16 protein-coding genes and 1 pseudogene are annotated in these 15,104 nt (G+C 69.6%); 4 read left to right on the top strand and 13 right to left on the bottom strand.

The genetic code is table 11. The annotated features are described in order from the left end of the window. Positions 1 to 10: 10 nt before the first annotated feature. From ACFY6U_RS51085 to ACFY6U_RS51025, 13 genes are all read right to left on the bottom strand, one after another. A complete protein-coding gene (locus tag ACFY6U_RS51085; protein ID WP_390049868.1) occupies positions 11 to 1,192 on the bottom strand; it encodes an FAD-dependent monooxygenase in 1,182 nt (393 codons plus the stop codon). Between the two features lie 2 nt (positions 1,193 to 1,194). Then, on the bottom strand, positions 1,195 to 1,524 hold the full coding sequence (locus tag ACFY6U_RS51080; protein ID WP_390049866.1) for an indolepyruvate ferredoxin oxidoreductase subunit alpha: 330 nt from the start codon (positions 1,522 to 1,524) through the stop codon (positions 1,195 to 1,197). A gap of 17 nt (positions 1,525 to 1,541) precedes the next feature. Continuing rightward, complete coding sequence (locus tag ACFY6U_RS51075; protein WP_390049864.1) at positions 1,542 to 2,567, bottom strand: NAD(P)/FAD-dependent oxidoreductase; 1,026 nt, start codon at positions 2,565 to 2,567, stop codon at positions 1,542 to 1,544. Beyond that, complete coding sequence (locus tag ACFY6U_RS51070) at positions 2,567 to 3,427, bottom strand: hypothetical protein (protein WP_390049862.1); 861 nt, start codon at positions 3,425 to 3,427, stop codon at positions 2,567 to 2,569. Before ACFY6U_RS51070 ends, ACFY6U_RS51075 begins: the two co-directional genes overlap by 1 nt. Before the next feature lie 254 nt (positions 3,428 to 3,681). Next, entirely contained in the window at positions 3,682 to 4,035 is a 354-nt protein-coding gene (locus ACFY6U_RS51065) for a DoxX family protein (RefSeq protein ID WP_390049860.1), read from the bottom strand. A gap of 28 nt (positions 4,036 to 4,063) precedes the next feature. Next, positions 4,064 to 4,981 carry a fumarylacetoacetate hydrolase family protein gene (locus ACFY6U_RS51060; RefSeq protein ID WP_390049858.1) on the bottom strand — a complete coding sequence of 306 codons (918 nt, stop codon included), beginning with the start codon at positions 4,979 to 4,981 and terminating at the stop codon, positions 4,064 to 4,066. A 22-nt stretch (positions 4,982 to 5,003) separates the two neighbouring features. Then, positions 5,004 to 6,098, bottom strand: a complete 1,095-nt coding sequence (locus ACFY6U_RS51055; protein WP_390049856.1) for a cupin domain-containing protein — start codon at positions 6,096 to 6,098, stop codon at positions 5,004 to 5,006. Positions 6,099 to 6,227: 129 nt separating this feature from the next. Then, on the bottom strand, positions 6,228 to 6,770 hold the full coding sequence (locus tag ACFY6U_RS51050) for a hypothetical protein (protein WP_330351278.1): 543 nt from the start codon (positions 6,768 to 6,770) through the stop codon (positions 6,228 to 6,230). Continuing rightward, a complete protein-coding gene (locus ACFY6U_RS51045) occupies positions 6,770 to 7,510 on the bottom strand; it encodes a hypothetical protein (RefSeq protein ID WP_390049854.1) in 741 nt (246 codons plus the stop codon). The genes ACFY6U_RS51050 and ACFY6U_RS51045 overlap by 1 nt, the downstream gene beginning before the upstream one ends. Before the next feature lie 369 nt (positions 7,511 to 7,879). Continuing rightward, positions 7,880 to 8,980 (bottom strand): alcohol dehydrogenase catalytic domain-containing protein, encoded by a 1,101-nt coding sequence (locus tag ACFY6U_RS51040; RefSeq protein WP_390049852.1) that lies wholly within the window; start codon positions 8,978 to 8,980, stop codon positions 7,880 to 7,882. Positions 8,981 to 9,002: 22 nt separating this feature from the next. Further along, entirely contained in the window at positions 9,003 to 9,986 is a 984-nt protein-coding gene (locus ACFY6U_RS51035; protein ID WP_390049850.1) for a hypothetical protein, read from the bottom strand. Positions 9,987 to 10,018: 32 nt separating this feature from the next. Further along, positions 10,019 to 10,765 carry a dienelactone hydrolase family protein gene (locus ACFY6U_RS51030; RefSeq protein ID WP_390049848.1) on the bottom strand — a complete coding sequence of 249 codons (747 nt, stop codon included), beginning with the start codon at positions 10,763 to 10,765 and terminating at the stop codon, positions 10,019 to 10,021. 13 nt (positions 10,766 to 10,778) lie between these two features. Further along, positions 10,779 to 11,291 carry a class II aldolase/adducin family protein gene (locus ACFY6U_RS51025; protein ID WP_390049846.1) on the bottom strand — a complete coding sequence of 171 codons (513 nt, stop codon included), beginning with the start codon at positions 11,289 to 11,291 and terminating at the stop codon, positions 10,779 to 10,781. Between the two features lie 722 nt (positions 11,292 to 12,013). Here ACFY6U_RS51025 and ACFY6U_RS51020 point away from each other — a divergent pair. The 4 genes and pseudogenes from ACFY6U_RS51020 to ACFY6U_RS51005 form a co-directional block, all read left to right on the top strand. Further along, positions 12,014 to 12,357: pseudogene (locus tag ACFY6U_RS51020) on the top strand (dioxygenase); the annotation flags it as partial. A 24-nt stretch (positions 12,358 to 12,381) separates the two neighbouring features. Further along, a complete protein-coding gene (locus ACFY6U_RS51015; protein WP_390049844.1) occupies positions 12,382 to 13,620 on the top strand; it encodes a cytochrome P450 in 1,239 nt (412 codons plus the stop codon). After that, on the top strand, positions 13,617 to 13,940 hold the full coding sequence (locus tag ACFY6U_RS51010) for a 2Fe-2S iron-sulfur cluster-binding protein (RefSeq protein ID WP_390049842.1): 324 nt from the start codon (positions 13,617 to 13,619) through the stop codon (positions 13,938 to 13,940). Before ACFY6U_RS51015 ends, ACFY6U_RS51010 begins: the two co-directional genes overlap by 4 nt. Continuing rightward, positions 13,940 to 15,103, top strand: a complete 1,164-nt coding sequence (locus ACFY6U_RS51005) for an NAD(P)/FAD-dependent oxidoreductase (protein ID WP_390049841.1) — start codon at positions 13,940 to 13,942, stop codon at positions 15,101 to 15,103. Before ACFY6U_RS51010 ends, ACFY6U_RS51005 begins: the two co-directional genes overlap by 1 nt. Position 15,104: the final 1 nt, after the last annotated feature.

The raw sequence follows: 15,104 nt of genomic DNA, 5'->3' as shown, positions 1-15,104 counted from the left end.
GTGGGTCGGTTCAGGCGGCGTGCGGCTGGTACAGCCAGTCCAGGTCGGTGTAGTCGTCGGCGCTGCGGAGCCGGAAGAGGCGGTCCCGCAGGGCCTCGATCACATCGCCTTCGGCGTGCCAGACATGGCCCCAGCCGCGCGCGACGCGCTGCACCAGCGCCGTACGGGGGATCCGTTCCGCCTGGTAGGCGGCGAACGCCTTGTCGATGTCGCCGTTGTGCTCGGCCATCTGGCGGGCCAGGCACTCGGCGTCCTCGATGGCCTGGCAGGCACCCTGCGCGAGGTACTGGAACATGGGGTGTGCGGCGTCGCCGAGCAGGGTGATGCGTCCGCGGGTCCAGTTGGCCAGCGGCTCCCGGTCGTACAGGGGCCAGCGCCTGGACCTGTTGAACATCCTGACGGACGTGCGGACCTGCTCGCACGAGGTGGCGAAGGCCGCGTCGAGTTCGTCGGGCCCTCCCCACTGGTCGGTGTGCTCGATCTCCGGCGTGTAGCTGGGGCTGCGGAAGACGGCGACCTGGTTGTACAACTCGCCACGCCGGATCGGGTACTGGACCAGGTGCCTGTTCGCGCCGAGCCAGATGATCTCGTCGTCCGGCTCGACCGGCACACTGATCTCGCTCATCGGGAGCGCGCCGCGGTAGGCGACGTACGCCTCCGTGAAGGGCCGGTCCTCGGAGAGGAGCAGGCGGGCGCGGGAACGCAGGCCGTCGGCGCCGATCAGCGCGTCGGTGCGGTAGCTGTCGCCGTCGGCGAAGCGGACGACGGCGGTCGTGGTGTGGTCCTCGATGTCGACGACCTGACGGTTGTTCTCCAGCGTGACCTTCGGGTGCTCACGGCACGCGGCGAGCAGGACGTCGAGCAGGTCACCGCGGTGCAGCACGCTGTAGGACTGGCCGTAGCGCTCCAGGAACGCGGCACCGAAGTCGATCGTCGTCATGTGCCGGCCGGTGTCGGCGTGCAGGAACACCAGGTTGCGCGGACGCACCGCGACGTCGCTGACGGCGTCGAGGACACCGAGGGATTCGAGGACCCGCAGGGCGTTCGGCGCGAGCTGGATGCCGGCGCCGATCTCCGTGAACTCCTGGGCCTGCTCGACGATGTGGGTCTCGAATCCGGCCTGGGCGAGGGCCAGGCCGGTGGCCATGCCGCCGATGCCGCCTCCGATGATGAGCAGCGGGATGTGTCGCACGGTCACTCCTTGGTCCAGTCGGCGACGAGGGGGGTGTCCACTCCGACGGTGCCGGTGCCGCCGGCGCCACCGGGGCTGTCCAGCGGGGCGTCCTTGCCGGGCAGCGCCGTGGCGAAGAACGCGGCGTTGTCCTGCTTCCAGACGGGATCCGACTTCTCGGGCGCGGTGATGGCGTCCACCGGGCACTCGGGCAGGCAGGCCCCGCAGTCGATGCACTCGACAGGGTTGATGTAGCGCTTGGTGAGGCCCTCGTAGATGCAGTCCACGGGGCACACGTCGACGCAGGAGCCGTCGAGTTCGTTGATGCACTTCTCGTTGATCACGTAAGCCATGAGGTGTCTTCCTCCGTTCAGGGGGTCGGTGTCGGTGGGCGTTCGCTCGAGTGGCCCGGGAAGAGGTCCTCGTCGGGCCGGAGCCGTACGGCGATGTTGTTCACGGCGGTGGCGGCCTCCCCGAACCCGACGGCCATCAGCCGGACCTTGCCGGGGTAGGTGGTGATGTCACCGGCGGCGTAGACGCGATCCAGGCCCGTGGACATCGAGCTGTCCACCTGGATCTGCTGCCGGTCGAGCGTGAGTCCCCAGGTGGTGAGCGGCCCGAGCGAGGCGATGTGTCCCAGGGCCGGGATCAGGACGTCGGCGTCGACGGTCTCCAACGCGTCGGTGCCGCAGTCCCGTACGGTCACGGCCTTCAGGGACTCGGTTCCGTGCACCTCCGCGATCTCGCTGTTGGTCAGGACCCGCACGGGGGAGTCCATGAGCCGGTCCACCGAGAACTGGTGAGCGCGGAAGCGGGTGCGTCGGTGTACGAGTGTGACCTGCCGCGCGTGCGGGGCGAGGGTGTTGGCCCAGTCGACGGCGCTGTCTCCGCCACCTACGATCACCACCTGCCGGTCGGTGTACGCGTGCGGGGGCTCGACCAGGTGGTGCACACCTTCTCCGGCGAACGCCGTCAAGGCGGGCAGCGGTCTCGGGGTGAAGCGCCCGATGCCGCCGGTGATCAGCACGGCGCCCGCCCGGATGACCCGTCCGGCGTCGGTGGTGACGACGACCGCGCCGGCGTCGTCTCTGCGCAGTTCCATTGCGCTCTCCCCGAGCAGGACGGACGGTGAGGCGGTCTCGGCCTGCTGGGTGAGCCGCTCGACCAGCTCGCGCCCGCGGACGGCCGGAAACCCGGCGACGTCGAAGATCTCCTTGTCGGGGTAGAGCGCCGCCACCTGCCCGCCGAGGTGGGGCAGGCTGTCCACGAGGGTCACGTCGAGGCCCCGCATTCCCGCGTAGTAGCAGGCGAAGAGGCCGGTGGGACCGGCGCCGACGATGAGGAGCTCGGTCTCCAGGGCGGCGGGGGCCCCGGAGGGCGGGACGGGTGTGGACATCAACGGCTCCCCAGTGTTGCGTCGGCGACGAGATCGGCGTGACCGCGGGCGGCCGCCGGATGCAGCGGAAGCGGCGAGGGTGCTGTGGCGGCAGTGCCGGCGGAACGGTACGTCCGGGCGAGGAACCGCGCGGTCACGCGGGCGACGTCGTCGTCCAGGTCCTCGCGGCAGAGCACTGCGAAGTCGGAGCAGTCCAGCGTCGGCAGGTCCGCGTCGAGGAGGGGGAGCCGACCCGCGGGGACCACCCGGGTCGGCCAGCCCTGGGAGGCGAAGCCGTGCAGCACGCGCGCGTCCCACGCCAGGTACTTCACCGGCCGCGCCTCGGAGGCTGCCGTCCAGTCGGGCGTGGACAGCAGGTCGTGGATGACGACGTCCGCCTCGCCGCTGGCGAAACGCTCACAGCAGGTGGCCGGCTGTTCGTCGTGGACGTATGTCACCTGGGCGTCGACACCGGCGATGCGCAGTGCGCGGCGCACTGCGAAGCCGACCAGGCTCACCCCGTCGTCCGCGGGAGTGGCGACTGTGATGCGGCTGGTGGCAGCGACCAGCTCACTGACCGTGTCGTGGGCAAGTCCGGCATCGGCAGCGGCGATCAGACCCCCGCGGCGAGCAACCACCCCGAGCGCGACCAGACCCTGGAGATCGCCGAACTGATGCAGGAGGCGCACTGCCGCGGCGGGTGTGACGACGGCGATGTCGGTCTCCCCGGAGAAGAGCCTGGCGGTCTCGTCCAGACCGCCTCGCCCGACCCGGATGCGGAGACGAGGCCCTTTCGGGCCGAGCCGGCGCACCTCCTGTCGGAGGTGGACGGAGATTCCGCGCAGGTCGCCGAGACCTTCCGGTTCGAACTCGCCAGTCACGGAGTCGCCTTGTGTGCCGCGGACAGCCGTGCCTTCGTCCGGCTCGGGAGCGACGGTGAAGCCCGGCCGGGCAGATCCGGACGCTGGAACATGGCGGCTCCTCCAGGATGTTTGAAGTGTCGCATCATACGGAACGCTGTTCCGTAGTGTGGCGCTATTTTGAGGCTGAAGCAAGACCTGCAGTCGTAACCAAGCCGCCCTCCCAGCCCGCTGATTGCGGGTCGGAAGGGCGGGAGAGCGCGCTGCGAGAGTGATCAGCTGGAAGCGATCCGCAGTACCAGGGCGGCGATGGACAGCACCGTCAGGGCGGCGGCGCCGGTCATCGACTGGTTCATGCGCCCGGATCTGAGATGGAAGGCCAGCGCACCGACGAAGTACGCGGCGCTTCCGACGGCCGCGGCGACGCCGACGGGCCACCAGAACAGCCCGGCAAGAAGGCCGATCCCGCCGGCCACCGTGCATGCGCCGAGCATCCACATCCGTTCGGCCGGGAAGCCGACCTCCGCCATGAGGTCGGCCTGGCCGGTGTTGCCGGTCAGCTTGGCGATGCCGCTGCCCAGCAGGGCGACGGCGAGCACACAGCTGACCATGGCCGTGGCAACGAACATGGACGTCCTCCAGGCGGGATGTGCGATCTCACGCCGGCTCCGCCGTGATCGGAGGAGCCGGCGGCGGTACGGGGCCCCGCCCCGCACCGCCGGTAGGGCAGGGGGTGGCGTTCTCGGCCGTGACGCCGACGGCCAGCCGGCCGATCCGGTCCACCGTCAGTTCCACGGTGTCGCCGCTCTGGATCGGGGCCACACCGGCCGGGGTGCCGGTCGTCACCACGTCGCCGGGTTCGAGCACGGTGACGGTCGAGGCATACGACAGGAAGCGGGCGGCCGACCAGATGAGGTCCCGGGTGTTGGCCTTCTGCCGGAGCGCCCCGTTGACGGTCAGCTCCAGACCGACCTCGTCGGGTGAGCCGAGTTCGTCCGGGGTGACGATCCAAGGGCCCATGGGCGTGAACGTGTCGAAGGACTTGCGGGTGGAGCGGTCCTCACCGCCGCGCATGGTGATGTCCATCAGGCCCGTGTAGCCGAAGACATGATCCAGGGCTTGCTCCGGCGTGACCTGGCTGGTGCGGCGGCCGACGATCAGAGCGAACTCGGCCTCGTGGTCGAAACGGCGGTCCGAGTAGGGCAGTCGGACGGTACCCCCCGGGTCGAGCAGCGAGGACGGGGACTTGAGGAAGAACCCGAGCGCGTTGATGTGGAAGGCCTCGTTCATCTCCGCCTGGTGGTCGCGGTAGTTGACCGGTGCGGCCACGATCTTCGTGGGATCGGGCACCGGGGCACGCAGCCGCACCTCGTCCAGCGGCAGCCCTGCCGACGCCTCGGATCCGGCAGCCAGTTCCTCCAGGATCGGCCGTACCACGGTGAACTCTGTGATCAGGCGCCGGACAAGGCTGTACGGGCCGGGGGAGAGGGCGGAGGTGAGCTGATCGGTGATGTCCAGGACACGACCGTCTCGCACGAGACCGAGGCGGTCGTCGTCGAAGCGGGCGATGCGCATGAGGGCTCTCCAGGGGGCATGGTCAGGCGGTCACAGAGGTTTCGGGAGGATCGGCAGCCGCTTCCTCCCGGTAGAGAGCCAGGGCTTCCAGCACCGGGGCGTCACTGACGGTGAACAGATCGAGCGGTTCGTCCGCGATGTACGCCACGGACGTCCAGGAGGGGACGGCGATCAGGTCACCCGGGGCGACGTCGTAGGAAATCCCGTCCAGGACGACGGCGCCGGTGCCACGGAAGGCGGCGAGGAGCGAGGAACCGGTGCGTCGCAGGGCGGGAGCGGTGTGGCCAGGCAGGTATCGGTGCATCTCGCACCGCATCGTGGGCATCACGTCGCGGCCGTTCGTCGGATCGGCGAAGCGGACGTGCGCGTGGCGGGCACCGGCGGCCTCGGCGCCCTCGTCGGCGAGACGGCTGCTCAGCGCGCGGTCGGTGGCGGCCCAGGGGTAGCGCAGGAGAGGGGAGTGGGCGGCCGGCGGGGAAGGCCCGTCGCAGGGAAGGAGTCCCGGTCCGCCGCCGTAGCGGCTCTCGGAGGCGGACCGGGGAGCGGTGACGCGTGCAGCGCCGGGTTCGTGGCCACGTTCGAAGAACACGGCCCCCAGCGCCTCGACCAGGGGCAGGTCGAGTGCATCGAACCAGGTCATGGGGGTGGTGCCTGGGTTGTGGTGTTCGTGCCAGGTCCAACTGGGGGTGAGGATCAGGTCTCCCGCCGCCATGTGCAGCGGATCGCCGTTCACCAGAGTCCACACGCCCTCGCCCTCCAGCACGAAGCGCAGGGCGGCGGGGGTGTGGCGGTGGGCGGGCGCCGTCTCCGCGGGGCCGAGGTACTGCACCGCCCCCCACAGTGTGGGGGTCGCGTACGGGGCGCCGCCCAGGCTGGGATTGGCCAACGACAGCACCCGCCGGTCACCACCGCGGTCCACGGGGACGAGGTCTCCGGCCCGCGCGCCCAGTTCCCGCAACTCCTTGCCGCGCCAGCGATACGGTGTCGCCCAGGCTTTCGGCGTGGGGGTGAGCAGCCCGGTCAACTCCCACAGCGGCTGGAGGTTTCTCTCCGCAAGGTCTGCGTACAGGTTGCTCAGAGCGGGATCGGCAGGCGCGTGAAAGCGCCGAGTAGCCATGTCTCTCCTACGGTGTCCGGCGGCGGGGAGGCCGGATGCGGCATCGACGATGCCGGTTGCCAAGACCGCGACCATCTGTCAACTGCCGCTTCCTGCCCCGCGGTGTGTCGTCCTCGCCCGGGGGCGGCCTCAGGCGACGGGAACGGGGGCCTGCCAGCCGTACGACGCCAGGTTGATCTCCGGGTGGACCGCCGCGCACTTCGCACAGGTACGGGCGGACAGATCGGTGGTGAAGCGGGCGCAGGCCGCTGCGTACTTCTGGACGACCGGGGTGTCGTTGTCGTGCTCCCACTCGTAGCGACAGAGCTCGGTCTGGCATCCCGGGCAGTACCACGCGGCCCCCTGGCGGCCGGCGTCGAGCGCCATGTAGCGGATCGCGACGCCTTCCTGAAGCGGCACGATCTGGTGCGGGGTGCCGGCGGGAACGTAGATGTGATCTCCGATGTCCATCCGGAACCGGTTCACGGAACTGTCCTTGAGGTGCACCTGGGCGGCGCCGGACAGCTGGCTGATCACGGTGTCCTTCTCACAGATCAGGTGGAAGGGCTGCGGCAGCCAGTTACGTGACAGATAGAGCTGCGGGTCGGTGTCGGCGGGCAGGACGGCGGCGTCCTCGTAGTTCCCCAGCTCGGCGGCGACCTTGAGGGAGTGCAGCATGCGGCGGCGGTTCATCACTTCTCCTGCTCGTCCTGCGGGGCGGCTGCCTCGCGCATGGCGCGGTGGGCCTTGGTCGTGGCGTCGGTCTGGACCACTGTGCGTGCCCAGCCCCAGATGTCCGACGGGAACACGTCGTTGACATGCCCGCACGCCTGACAGGTGCGTCCCTCGTCGGAGTTGCGCCGGCTGACGAACTCCATGGAGCCCAGCGTCGTGGAGAACTGGCGTATCGGGGCGTCGTGTTCACCGTGGCGGGCCACGTCGTATCCGGGCAGCGGGAACGGCGTCGCGTCGTAGTCGTAGCGGACGATCTCCGCCTTGCAGTTCTTGCAACGGGCGATCAGCGCCTCGGTCTGGTCGCCCTCCTCCGACTGGTGCTGGGTGACGACGATGACCGCGTACGCCTCGGGGTTCTTCTCGTCCCGAAGGAAGGAGTTCACTCCGTGCAGATTCTGGGTCGCCATGATCTGCCCGGTGGCGAGCATCGCCTCGTTGGAGCCGTAGGTGACGGCCACCTCGTTCACCGTGTTCCAGTGGAAGAAGTGCCCGTAGGCCTTTTCGGGGCCGCCGATGAGCACGTTCCCGCAGGGCACGATCGCCCCGGCGTGGTCGTACGGGAAAAGGGGCGTCAGCTGCGAGGCCGCCTTGGCCATCCGCTCGTAGACGTTGGCCTTCATCGGTTCGCGGTCGGGGTCCGGCGGAGGGATTCGCCGAGTGTCCTGAAGGCCGTCCTGCTCGGAGACAAGCTCGCTCACAACATCTCCTCCTTGAGATACTGTCGCATGATACGGAACACTGACCCCTATTGTGAAACTAGATGTGGGCGATGGCAAGGTGGAACTCGCAGAAAATCGCGTGATCGTGGGATGGCCGGGGCGGTGGTCCCCGGCGCGCCCCGCCACGAGAATCGGGCGTGGCGGGACTCCGCCCCAGGCGGCTTGAGAACGGCCGCTGTCTCGGCGGGCCGGCCATGACCTCCTGTACGCGGACATCAGGGATCGGACGGATCCGCAGAGGCGCTGCGCTCGACTGAAAGACGGCTACGCCGTGGGAGGTGAGCAGGTGGGCCATGATGAGGCCGACCTGACCGCCGCCCACGACGAGTACGGGCTGCCGTGGGCGATCTACGGGTTGACGACCGCCATCCAGATCGGCTCGGTTCGGCTCTGCATGGCCTCGACGGCCTCCTTCGCCTCCGTGAGCGGGTAGCGATGGGTGATGAGTTCGTCCACGTCGAGCGCCTTCTCGGCGAGCAGAGAGAGAACTTCCTGTGCGTCGGTACGGGTGCAGGAACGAGTGCCGACGAAGCGCCAGCAGTTGACCATGACGGCGATCGGGGGGAGCGTCAGCGGGCTGGGGTTGGCGCCCATGTGCACCAGGGTTCCGCCGGTGGTGAGCGAGGCCATGGCCTGGGAGGTGGCCGGCCCCTCCGGGACGTAGTCGAGGACCGCGTCAGCTCCCTGCGGGACGAGCGCGCGCAGGGCGCGGGTGAGACCCTGCGCGGAGTGCCAGTTCTCGGGCAGGGTCTCCAGCGCTACGACATCGGTGGCGACGTCGCCCGCCAGATGCCGGATGGCCTCCAGCCGTTCGGCGCTGCGCCCGACGAGAATCAGACGCGCCACTCCGTAGTGCCGGGCGAGTTTGATGGTGGAGGTGCCCATCGTGCCGGTGGCGGCGGTGACCACCAGGGTGGCGCCCAGGGGCAGATCGGCGCTCTTCAGAGCGCGTACGGCGTTGGCGATGTCGTAGACCTTGGCGCCGACGTCGAAGGACACGCTGTCCGGCAGCGGATCGACGAGCCAGTGCGGCACCCGGACGTACTCCGCCAGACCACCGTCGTGATAGCGCTCGTACAGCGGCATGGGGACGTCACCGAACCCAGCGTGGCCGATCACCGCCTGCTGCGCGCACATCATGTCCCGGTTCGAGCGGCAGTAGCGGCAGGCGCGGCAGTTGAGGTTGGGATGCACCCGCACTCGGGCGCCGATCTCGATGCCCTCCACCTCGCTGCCGACGGCGGCGATGGTTCCGGCGGCCTCGTGCCCGAGGGTGGTCGGCAGATGCTTGAAGGCGCCCATGGCCAGCAGGGTCATCATGCCGGGGGCAAGCCCCGCGGAGGCTACCTTGATCAGGACGTCCTGGGGGCCGGGCTCGGGGATGTCGATCTTGTCCAGGTGCAGTGCGTCGGAGCCCTTCCGGGCCCGTGCGGCGAGCATGGTGGTCATGATGTGCGGCTCCTCTGCCGTTTCAGACGTTCAGGGCGGTCAGGCGTTCGGGGGTGTACGGCTCGGCGGTCCTGGTCGTTTCGGCGATCTGCGGGAGCTCCCGGTCCGAGAACAGGGCGATGTGCTCGCTCTCCTCGCCGCACACGCTCGTGTGGGCTATGCCGAGGGGGATGCGGACGAAGTCGCCGGGCCCGAGGTCGACGATGCCGCGCTGGCTGATCAGGGTGCGGCGGCCGCTGATCTGGTACTGGACCTCATCGGCGTCCAGGGTGCGGCGGTACGTCCGGACGCCCGCGGGCCGAATCCGGACCGTGCCGAGGCGGAAGCCCGCGGAACGGTACAGCCAGGTCGTGCCGGGTTCGTCCGAGCCGGTGAGGACCTGGAGGCGTTCCTTCTCCGCGTGCACCTGCTCCAGCAGCCGCAGCTCGTCGATGGGCGCGACGGTGATGTCGTGTCCGACGGAGCCCATGCACTGGGTGACCGCCTCGTTGATCGCCCCGGGTTCCCATCCCGGGAACGGCGGGATGACCGCCTGCGACTGCCGGGCGGCGGCACGCTCCTCCGTGACCGGGACCGGCGTGTAAAAGAGCAGGTGGCTCTCGCGGCGCCCCCAGTTGTCGTGGGCGACACCCCGGGGCAGTCGGGAGAACTCGCCAGGCCGGTGCTCGACCACTCCGAGCTCGGTCATCAGGGTGCGCTCGCCGTCGATCTGGTAGGAGATCTCCTCGACGTCGCAGTTGCGGTGGTAGAAGGGCTGACGGCCCTCCATCGTCTGCCACTCGACGCGCAGTTGGGCGCTCTCGTAGACGCCGCGCGGCGGAGCGAACGGAAGCGCCTCGTACTCCTGCGGGAAGTGCACGACGCTCAGCGGCTCGTGGTCCCTCCACAGCTTCATCGGCACGCGGCTGGGGTGCGGGGGAGAGAGCAGAAGGTGCTCGTCGCGCTCGATGGTGCGTGAGGGCTCGTCGGAGCAGACGACGGCGACGACTTCGGTGACGGTACCCATGAAACTTCCTTGTTTCGTCGGGGTGATGGAAATCAGGCGGCCTGGGGCAGGTGCTTGTCGAGGAAGGCGTGGGTGCGCCGCCAGGCGGTGGCGGCGCTGTCCTCGACGTACATGTGCGGGCGGGCGTCGCAGGCGAAGGCATGGCCGGCGCCGTCATAGACATGGCTTTCGAAGTCGGCCTCCGCGGCGGTGAGGGCCCCCTCGATGGCCGCGACCTGCTCGACGGGGATGGCGGGGTCCTGGGAGCCGACATGCAGCTGCAGGGGTGCGTCGATGTTCTTGGCCCGGTCCACGACCGCGTGCGGGCCGGCGGCGATGCCGGGGCCGTAGAAGACGACTACGGCGCCGAGACCGCTGATACCGGTGGCCGCGGTGAACGCGGCCCGGCCGCCGAAGCAGAACCCGTTGACCGCCGTGCGGGAGGCGGGAACGCCCTCCCGCTCCGCGAGGTGGGTGAGGACCGCCTCGACGTCGGTGACGATCGCGTCCGGTCCGATGGCACCGATCAGCGGCATGGCCTCGGCGTGCTGCTCGTAGGCGAGAGTGCCCACCCCGTTGCGATGGAACAGGTCCGGGGCGAGGGCGAGGAAGCCGCGGTCGGCGTGGCGGCGGGCGATGTCCTGGATGTGGTCATTGACCCCGAACGCCTCCTGCAGGACGATCACCGCGCGGTCCGCGGGCCGGTCGGGCCGTGCCCGATACACGCGCATCGGTCCGTCGGCGGTGGGGACGATGATCCACCCGGTCGGTGTGGCGAGGGTCTTGTGCTGGTCGCTCATGGTGCTGGGTCCTTCACTGGAGTGTGGGCTCGATGGCTGATGGCGTGAGGGGGCGGGCGGCGGCGAGTGTCGCCGCCGCCCGCCGCACGAGGTAGCGGTATCCGGCTTCCAGCTGACTGTCGGCCCAGCATTCGGCGTGCTTGGCCGAGGCCTCGGCGTCGCCTGACCACACACGGACCTCGCCGGCCGCTGCCGCGGTGAGCTGGACGGCACACGCCCGCTCGAGCAGTACGGCGTGCATGACGGCGGCCGGCACGGTGCGGCCGGCGGCCACCAGGCCGTGCTTGGGCATGAGGGCGGCCGGGGCCCCGCCCAGGTCCGCGGCGAGCGCCTTGCCCAGCTCCGGGGTGCTGACGAGGCTGCCGGTGGCCTGGAAGCGCGGTACGTCCTCGCCCTCGAACAGGGATTCGTCGTGGGAGATCGGGCGGAGCGCGGTCCCGAGTGCCACGAACGCGACCGCGGACACCGCGTGGGTGTGCACCGTGCAGGTGACCGGGCGGCCGGTTCGCATCGAGGGTGAACCCACAACCCCTCCTTGTGTCCTGAATTTAAGGACCAGTGTCCTATTTGGCGGCCAGCATAGAAGGTGATGCTCTGGATGACGAGGGGGTTACGGGTGTGAATCTAAGCCTATACCTCTATGGGTAGAGTTAATGGTTGGCCGCCTCCGGACGGTGCCGCAACAGGCGGCTGGTCGGTGCCGGCGCTGAGGCCGCATCCGGCATCCACCGGTTCCCGAACTGGGAACGACCGTCGGTGGACAGCCACCAAGCACCCTTGCTCAAGACGTGCACATCGAGGTGCCCATGAGCCACGGCAGAACTCTCGCGATCACTCCAAGCTCACGAACCCGTCGTGTCCTGATCCGCGAGGAGTCGCGCGACAGCCTCCTCGCCCCGTCACTCAAGGGCGTCGACCAGTTCCCCGTGCGGCCGGCAGCGGCCGCGCCAGCTCTGCCTCCGGGGCCGCCCCAGGCTCCCTCACGCGGCGTCGCCACCAGCCCGCCACCGTTCGACCAAGCACCTTCTAATCATTATGGCGATTACCTTCCCGCCTCTTGACGGCCGGCGAAACAGGGATGCAACATCGCCATAATCATCATGATGATCGGAGATGCCATGGTTCCCTGTCCTTGGCGAGCAGGAATTCCGTGACCTCATGGCGGGCGTCTGCGCACCGGTCACGATCTGACCGCCACGGCGGAAGGACGTCCCTGCGGCCCTCCGAGGTCACCGTGGCACTGGCCGCTTCGCCGCGCCGGTCGTCTTCCTGCACCACACCTCCTGGCAGGTCGACGACGTCGACGAGGTCGGGCGCGGTGCCAAGGCCATGCTGGACGACCACCCCGAACGGCACGTCCGGGGCCTCGGCCGCCATCACGCCGGCTCCGACTTCTTCTGGTACCTGAAGGACCCGGCCGGCACTTCTCCGAGTACTACTCCGACCTGGACTGCATCGTCGACGACCAGCTGTGGAATCCGGATGTCTTCGAAGGCGCAAAGGGACTGTTCCACCGGGGCCCGCCCCCGCCGCCCTCCTTCCTCAAGCCCGACGACCTCGCCGCGCTCATGACCGGCTCGCACAGCAACTAGCCATTGACCCGAGGAGGACCTGAGATGAGCAGTACGGAAGCGACGGCGACCCCGCCCGAGACCGACTTCGACCACCACGCCCCCCACCTGAGCGTCAGCCACGACGAGGTTCTCGCCACCTACGCCGGCCTGCGTGAGCGGTGTCCGGTGGTGCACAGTTCCGCCCACGACGGGTTCTACGCCACGACCGGTTACCAGGCCGTGCGGACGGTGACCGGCGACGCGGAGCACTTCAGCACGGCGGAAGGGGTCATCCTCCCCACCCAGGACCTGCCCAAGATCGTGCCGCTGGAATTCGAGGGTCCGGAACACGACGCGTGGCGCACCATCATGCTCGCACCGATGACACCGGCCAAGGTGCGCGAGCTGCAGCCGGTGATCGACGAGATCGTGCGCGCACAGATCGACGGCTTCGCGCGAGACGGCAGGGCCGACCTCACGGCGGCTCTCGCCGAGACCGTCCCCGCCCTGGTCATCTCCCGCATGGTGGGGCTGTCCGCCGAAGCGGCCCCGCGCATGCGGGAACTGGGGTCGGAGATGGTCGCCGCCGTGAACACCGACCGGATGCCCCAGGCCGCGAAGGAGTTCTTCGCGTTCACCGCGGCCCAACTCGAAGACCGGCGCCGAAACCCCCGGGACGACTACCTCACCCAGCTCGCCTCAGGGGCCCTGGGAGACCGGCCGCTGACCGACGGCGAGGTCGGCGGAATCCTGATGTCCTTCTTCATCGGCGGCCATCACTCGACCACGGCGGCCATCTCCGCTCTCCTGCACCACATCATCACCGAGAACGGAGTCCGGGAGGCACTCGCGAACGACCCCGGGGTCCTCCCCAAGGTGATCGAGGAGAGCCTGCGGCTGTCGACGCCGCTGGCCCATTTCGCGCGCACCGTCCTGCAGGACACCGAGATCGAGGGGTGCCCCGTCCCGGCGGGCAGCCGGATCCTGCTCAACTACGTCTCGGCCAACCGCGACGAGCGGAGGTTCGCGGACCCCGACCGGTTCGACCTCGCCCGACGCCCCAACCCGCATGTCGCCTTCGGGTTCGGCGGACACCTGTGCATCGGGCGCCACCTGGCCCGCGCGGAAATGACCGCCGTCGCCACCCAGCTCCTCACCCGGCTGCCGGACATCGAGACCGACGGCGAGGTGCGGTTCAGCGGCCTCATCGGCGGCAACCTCCACAGAATCCTGGAGTTCCCCGTCAGGTTCACACCCGAGAACCCCAACGCCCGGCAGAACAGGACGGCGGACGGAAAATGACCAAGATAACCTTCGTGCGGCCCGGCGGTGAGCGGGAGATCGTGAACGCCGAACCCGGCCACAGCGTGATGGCGACGGCCGTCGACAACGGCATCGACGAGATCGTCGCGGAGTGCGGTGGCTGCCTCGCCTGCGCCACCTGCCATGTGTACGTCGACGAGGCCGACCTGGACCGGCTGCCTCCGCCCAGCGCTGCGGAGGACGCGATGCTGGAGGCGACGGCGGCCCCGCGCACGCCGTGCAGCAGACTCTCGTGCCAGCTCAAGGTCACCCCGGAACTCGGGGACCTCACGGTGCATCTCCCGTCGGAGCAGTACTGATGGATCAGCCGGGAGTCGTCATCGTCGGCGCGGGGCACGCCGGCTTCACCGCCGCGGCATCCCTGCGCCAGAAGGGCTACGCCGGAGCCGTGACACTCGTGACGGCCGAGGACGACCTGCCCTACCAGCGGCCACCGCTGTCCAAGGGGTACCTGGCCGGCAGCATCGGCGGCCAGCGGCTCGCCTTCCGGCCGGCGGACTTCTACGAACGCAGACGCATCGACCTGCGGCGCGGCGATCCCGCCGAGTGGATCGACCGCGAGGCCAAGGCCCTGATCCTCTCTTCCGGGCAGTCACTGCGCTACGACCGCCTGGTCCTGGCCACGGGATCGACACCGAGGACCGCCGCGCTGCCCGGCGCCGAACTCGACGGCGTGTTCCGGCTGCACTCCCGTGCCGACGCCGACGCCCTGCGTGAACGCCTTGCCGTCGCACACCACCTGGTGATCGTCGGCGGTGGGTTCATCGGCCTGGAACTCGCCGCCCACGCACGCGGCCAGGACAAGGACGTCACCGTGGTGGAGAGCACCGACCGCCTTCTGGGAAGGGCGGTGTCCTCGGCGACGTCCGCGTTCTTCCACGCCACACATCTGTCGTGGGGATGCCGGGTTCTCCTGGGGTCACCGGTCGCGGGGCTGGTCGGCGACGGAACGGGCCGCGTGCGAGGGGTTCGGCTGCAGGAGGGCTCCGTACTCGACGCCGATCTCGTCGTGGTCGGCGTGGGGGCGCGCGCCAACACGGAACTCGCCGAACGCTCCGGGCTGAGCGTCGACAACGGTGTGGTGGTGGACGCGGGCCTGCGGACCTCCGATCCGCACGTCCACGCGATCGGTGACTGTGCCCGCTACCCCAGCGGTGGCCGGACGGTCCGGTACGAGTGCGTGGAGAACGCGGTCGGCCAAGCGCACACCGTCGCCGAGGAACTGACGACCGGCCGACCGCAGAACTACCGAAGGATCCCGTCGTTCTGGAGCGACCAACAGGATCTCAAACTCCAGATCGCCGGCGACTCCACCGGCCATGACCGCGCCGTTGTGCAGGGCGACCCGGCCGAAGGGAGTTTCGCCGTGCGGTGTTTCCGGGGCGCGACCCTGGTGGCCGTCGAGTCGGTCAACCGGCCTTCGGACCACGTCTCCGCCCGCCAACAGCTACAACCGGCCTGAA

The organism is Streptomyces sp. NPDC013157 (assembly GCF_042899865.1).
Taxonomy (GTDB): Bacteria; Actinomycetota; Actinomycetes; order Streptomycetales; family Streptomycetaceae; genus Streptomyces.
This window is presented reverse-complemented; position numbering and strand designations above follow the sequence as displayed.

Excerpts from the sequence above, each read along its gene's own strand:
- ACFY6U_RS51080 (WP_390049866.1), bottom strand. The coding sequence starts at position 1,524 with ATGGCTTACGTGATCAACGAGAAGTGCATCAACGAACTCGACGGCTCC.
- ACFY6U_RS51075 (WP_390049864.1), bottom strand. The coding sequence starts at position 2,567 with ATGTCCACACCCGTCCCGCCCTCCGGGGCCCCCGCCGCCCTGGAGACC.
- ACFY6U_RS51065 (WP_390049860.1), bottom strand. The coding sequence starts at position 4,035 with ATGTTCGTTGCCACGGCCATGGTCAGCTGTGTGCTCGCCGTCGCCCTG.
- ACFY6U_RS51060 (WP_390049858.1), bottom strand. The coding sequence starts at position 4,981 with ATGCGCATCGCCCGCTTCGACGACGACCGCCTCGGTCTCGTGCGAGAC.
- ACFY6U_RS51055 (WP_390049856.1), bottom strand. The coding sequence starts at position 6,098 with ATGGCTACTCGGCGCTTTCACGCGCCTGCCGATCCCGCTCTGAGCAAC.
- ACFY6U_RS51050 (WP_330351278.1), bottom strand. The coding sequence starts at position 6,770 with ATGAACCGCCGCCGCATGCTGCACTCCCTCAAGGTCGCCGCCGAGCTG.
- ACFY6U_RS51040 (WP_390049852.1), bottom strand. The coding sequence starts at position 8,980 with ATGACCACCATGCTCGCCGCACGGGCCCGGAAGGGCTCCGACGCACTG.
- ACFY6U_RS51035 (WP_390049850.1), bottom strand. The coding sequence starts at position 9,986 with ATGGGTACCGTCACCGAAGTCGTCGCCGTCGTCTGCTCCGACGAGCCC.
- ACFY6U_RS51030 (WP_390049848.1), bottom strand. The coding sequence starts at position 10,765 with ATGAGCGACCAGCACAAGACCCTCGCCACACCGACCGGGTGGATCATC.
- ACFY6U_RS51015 (WP_390049844.1), top strand. The coding sequence starts at position 12,382 with ATGAGCAGTACGGAAGCGACGGCGACCCCGCCCGAGACCGACTTCGAC.
- ACFY6U_RS51010 (WP_390049842.1), top strand. The coding sequence starts at position 13,617 with ATGACCAAGATAACCTTCGTGCGGCCCGGCGGTGAGCGGGAGATCGTG.
- ACFY6U_RS51005 (WP_390049841.1), top strand. The coding sequence starts at position 13,940 with ATGGATCAGCCGGGAGTCGTCATCGTCGGCGCGGGGCACGCCGGCTTC.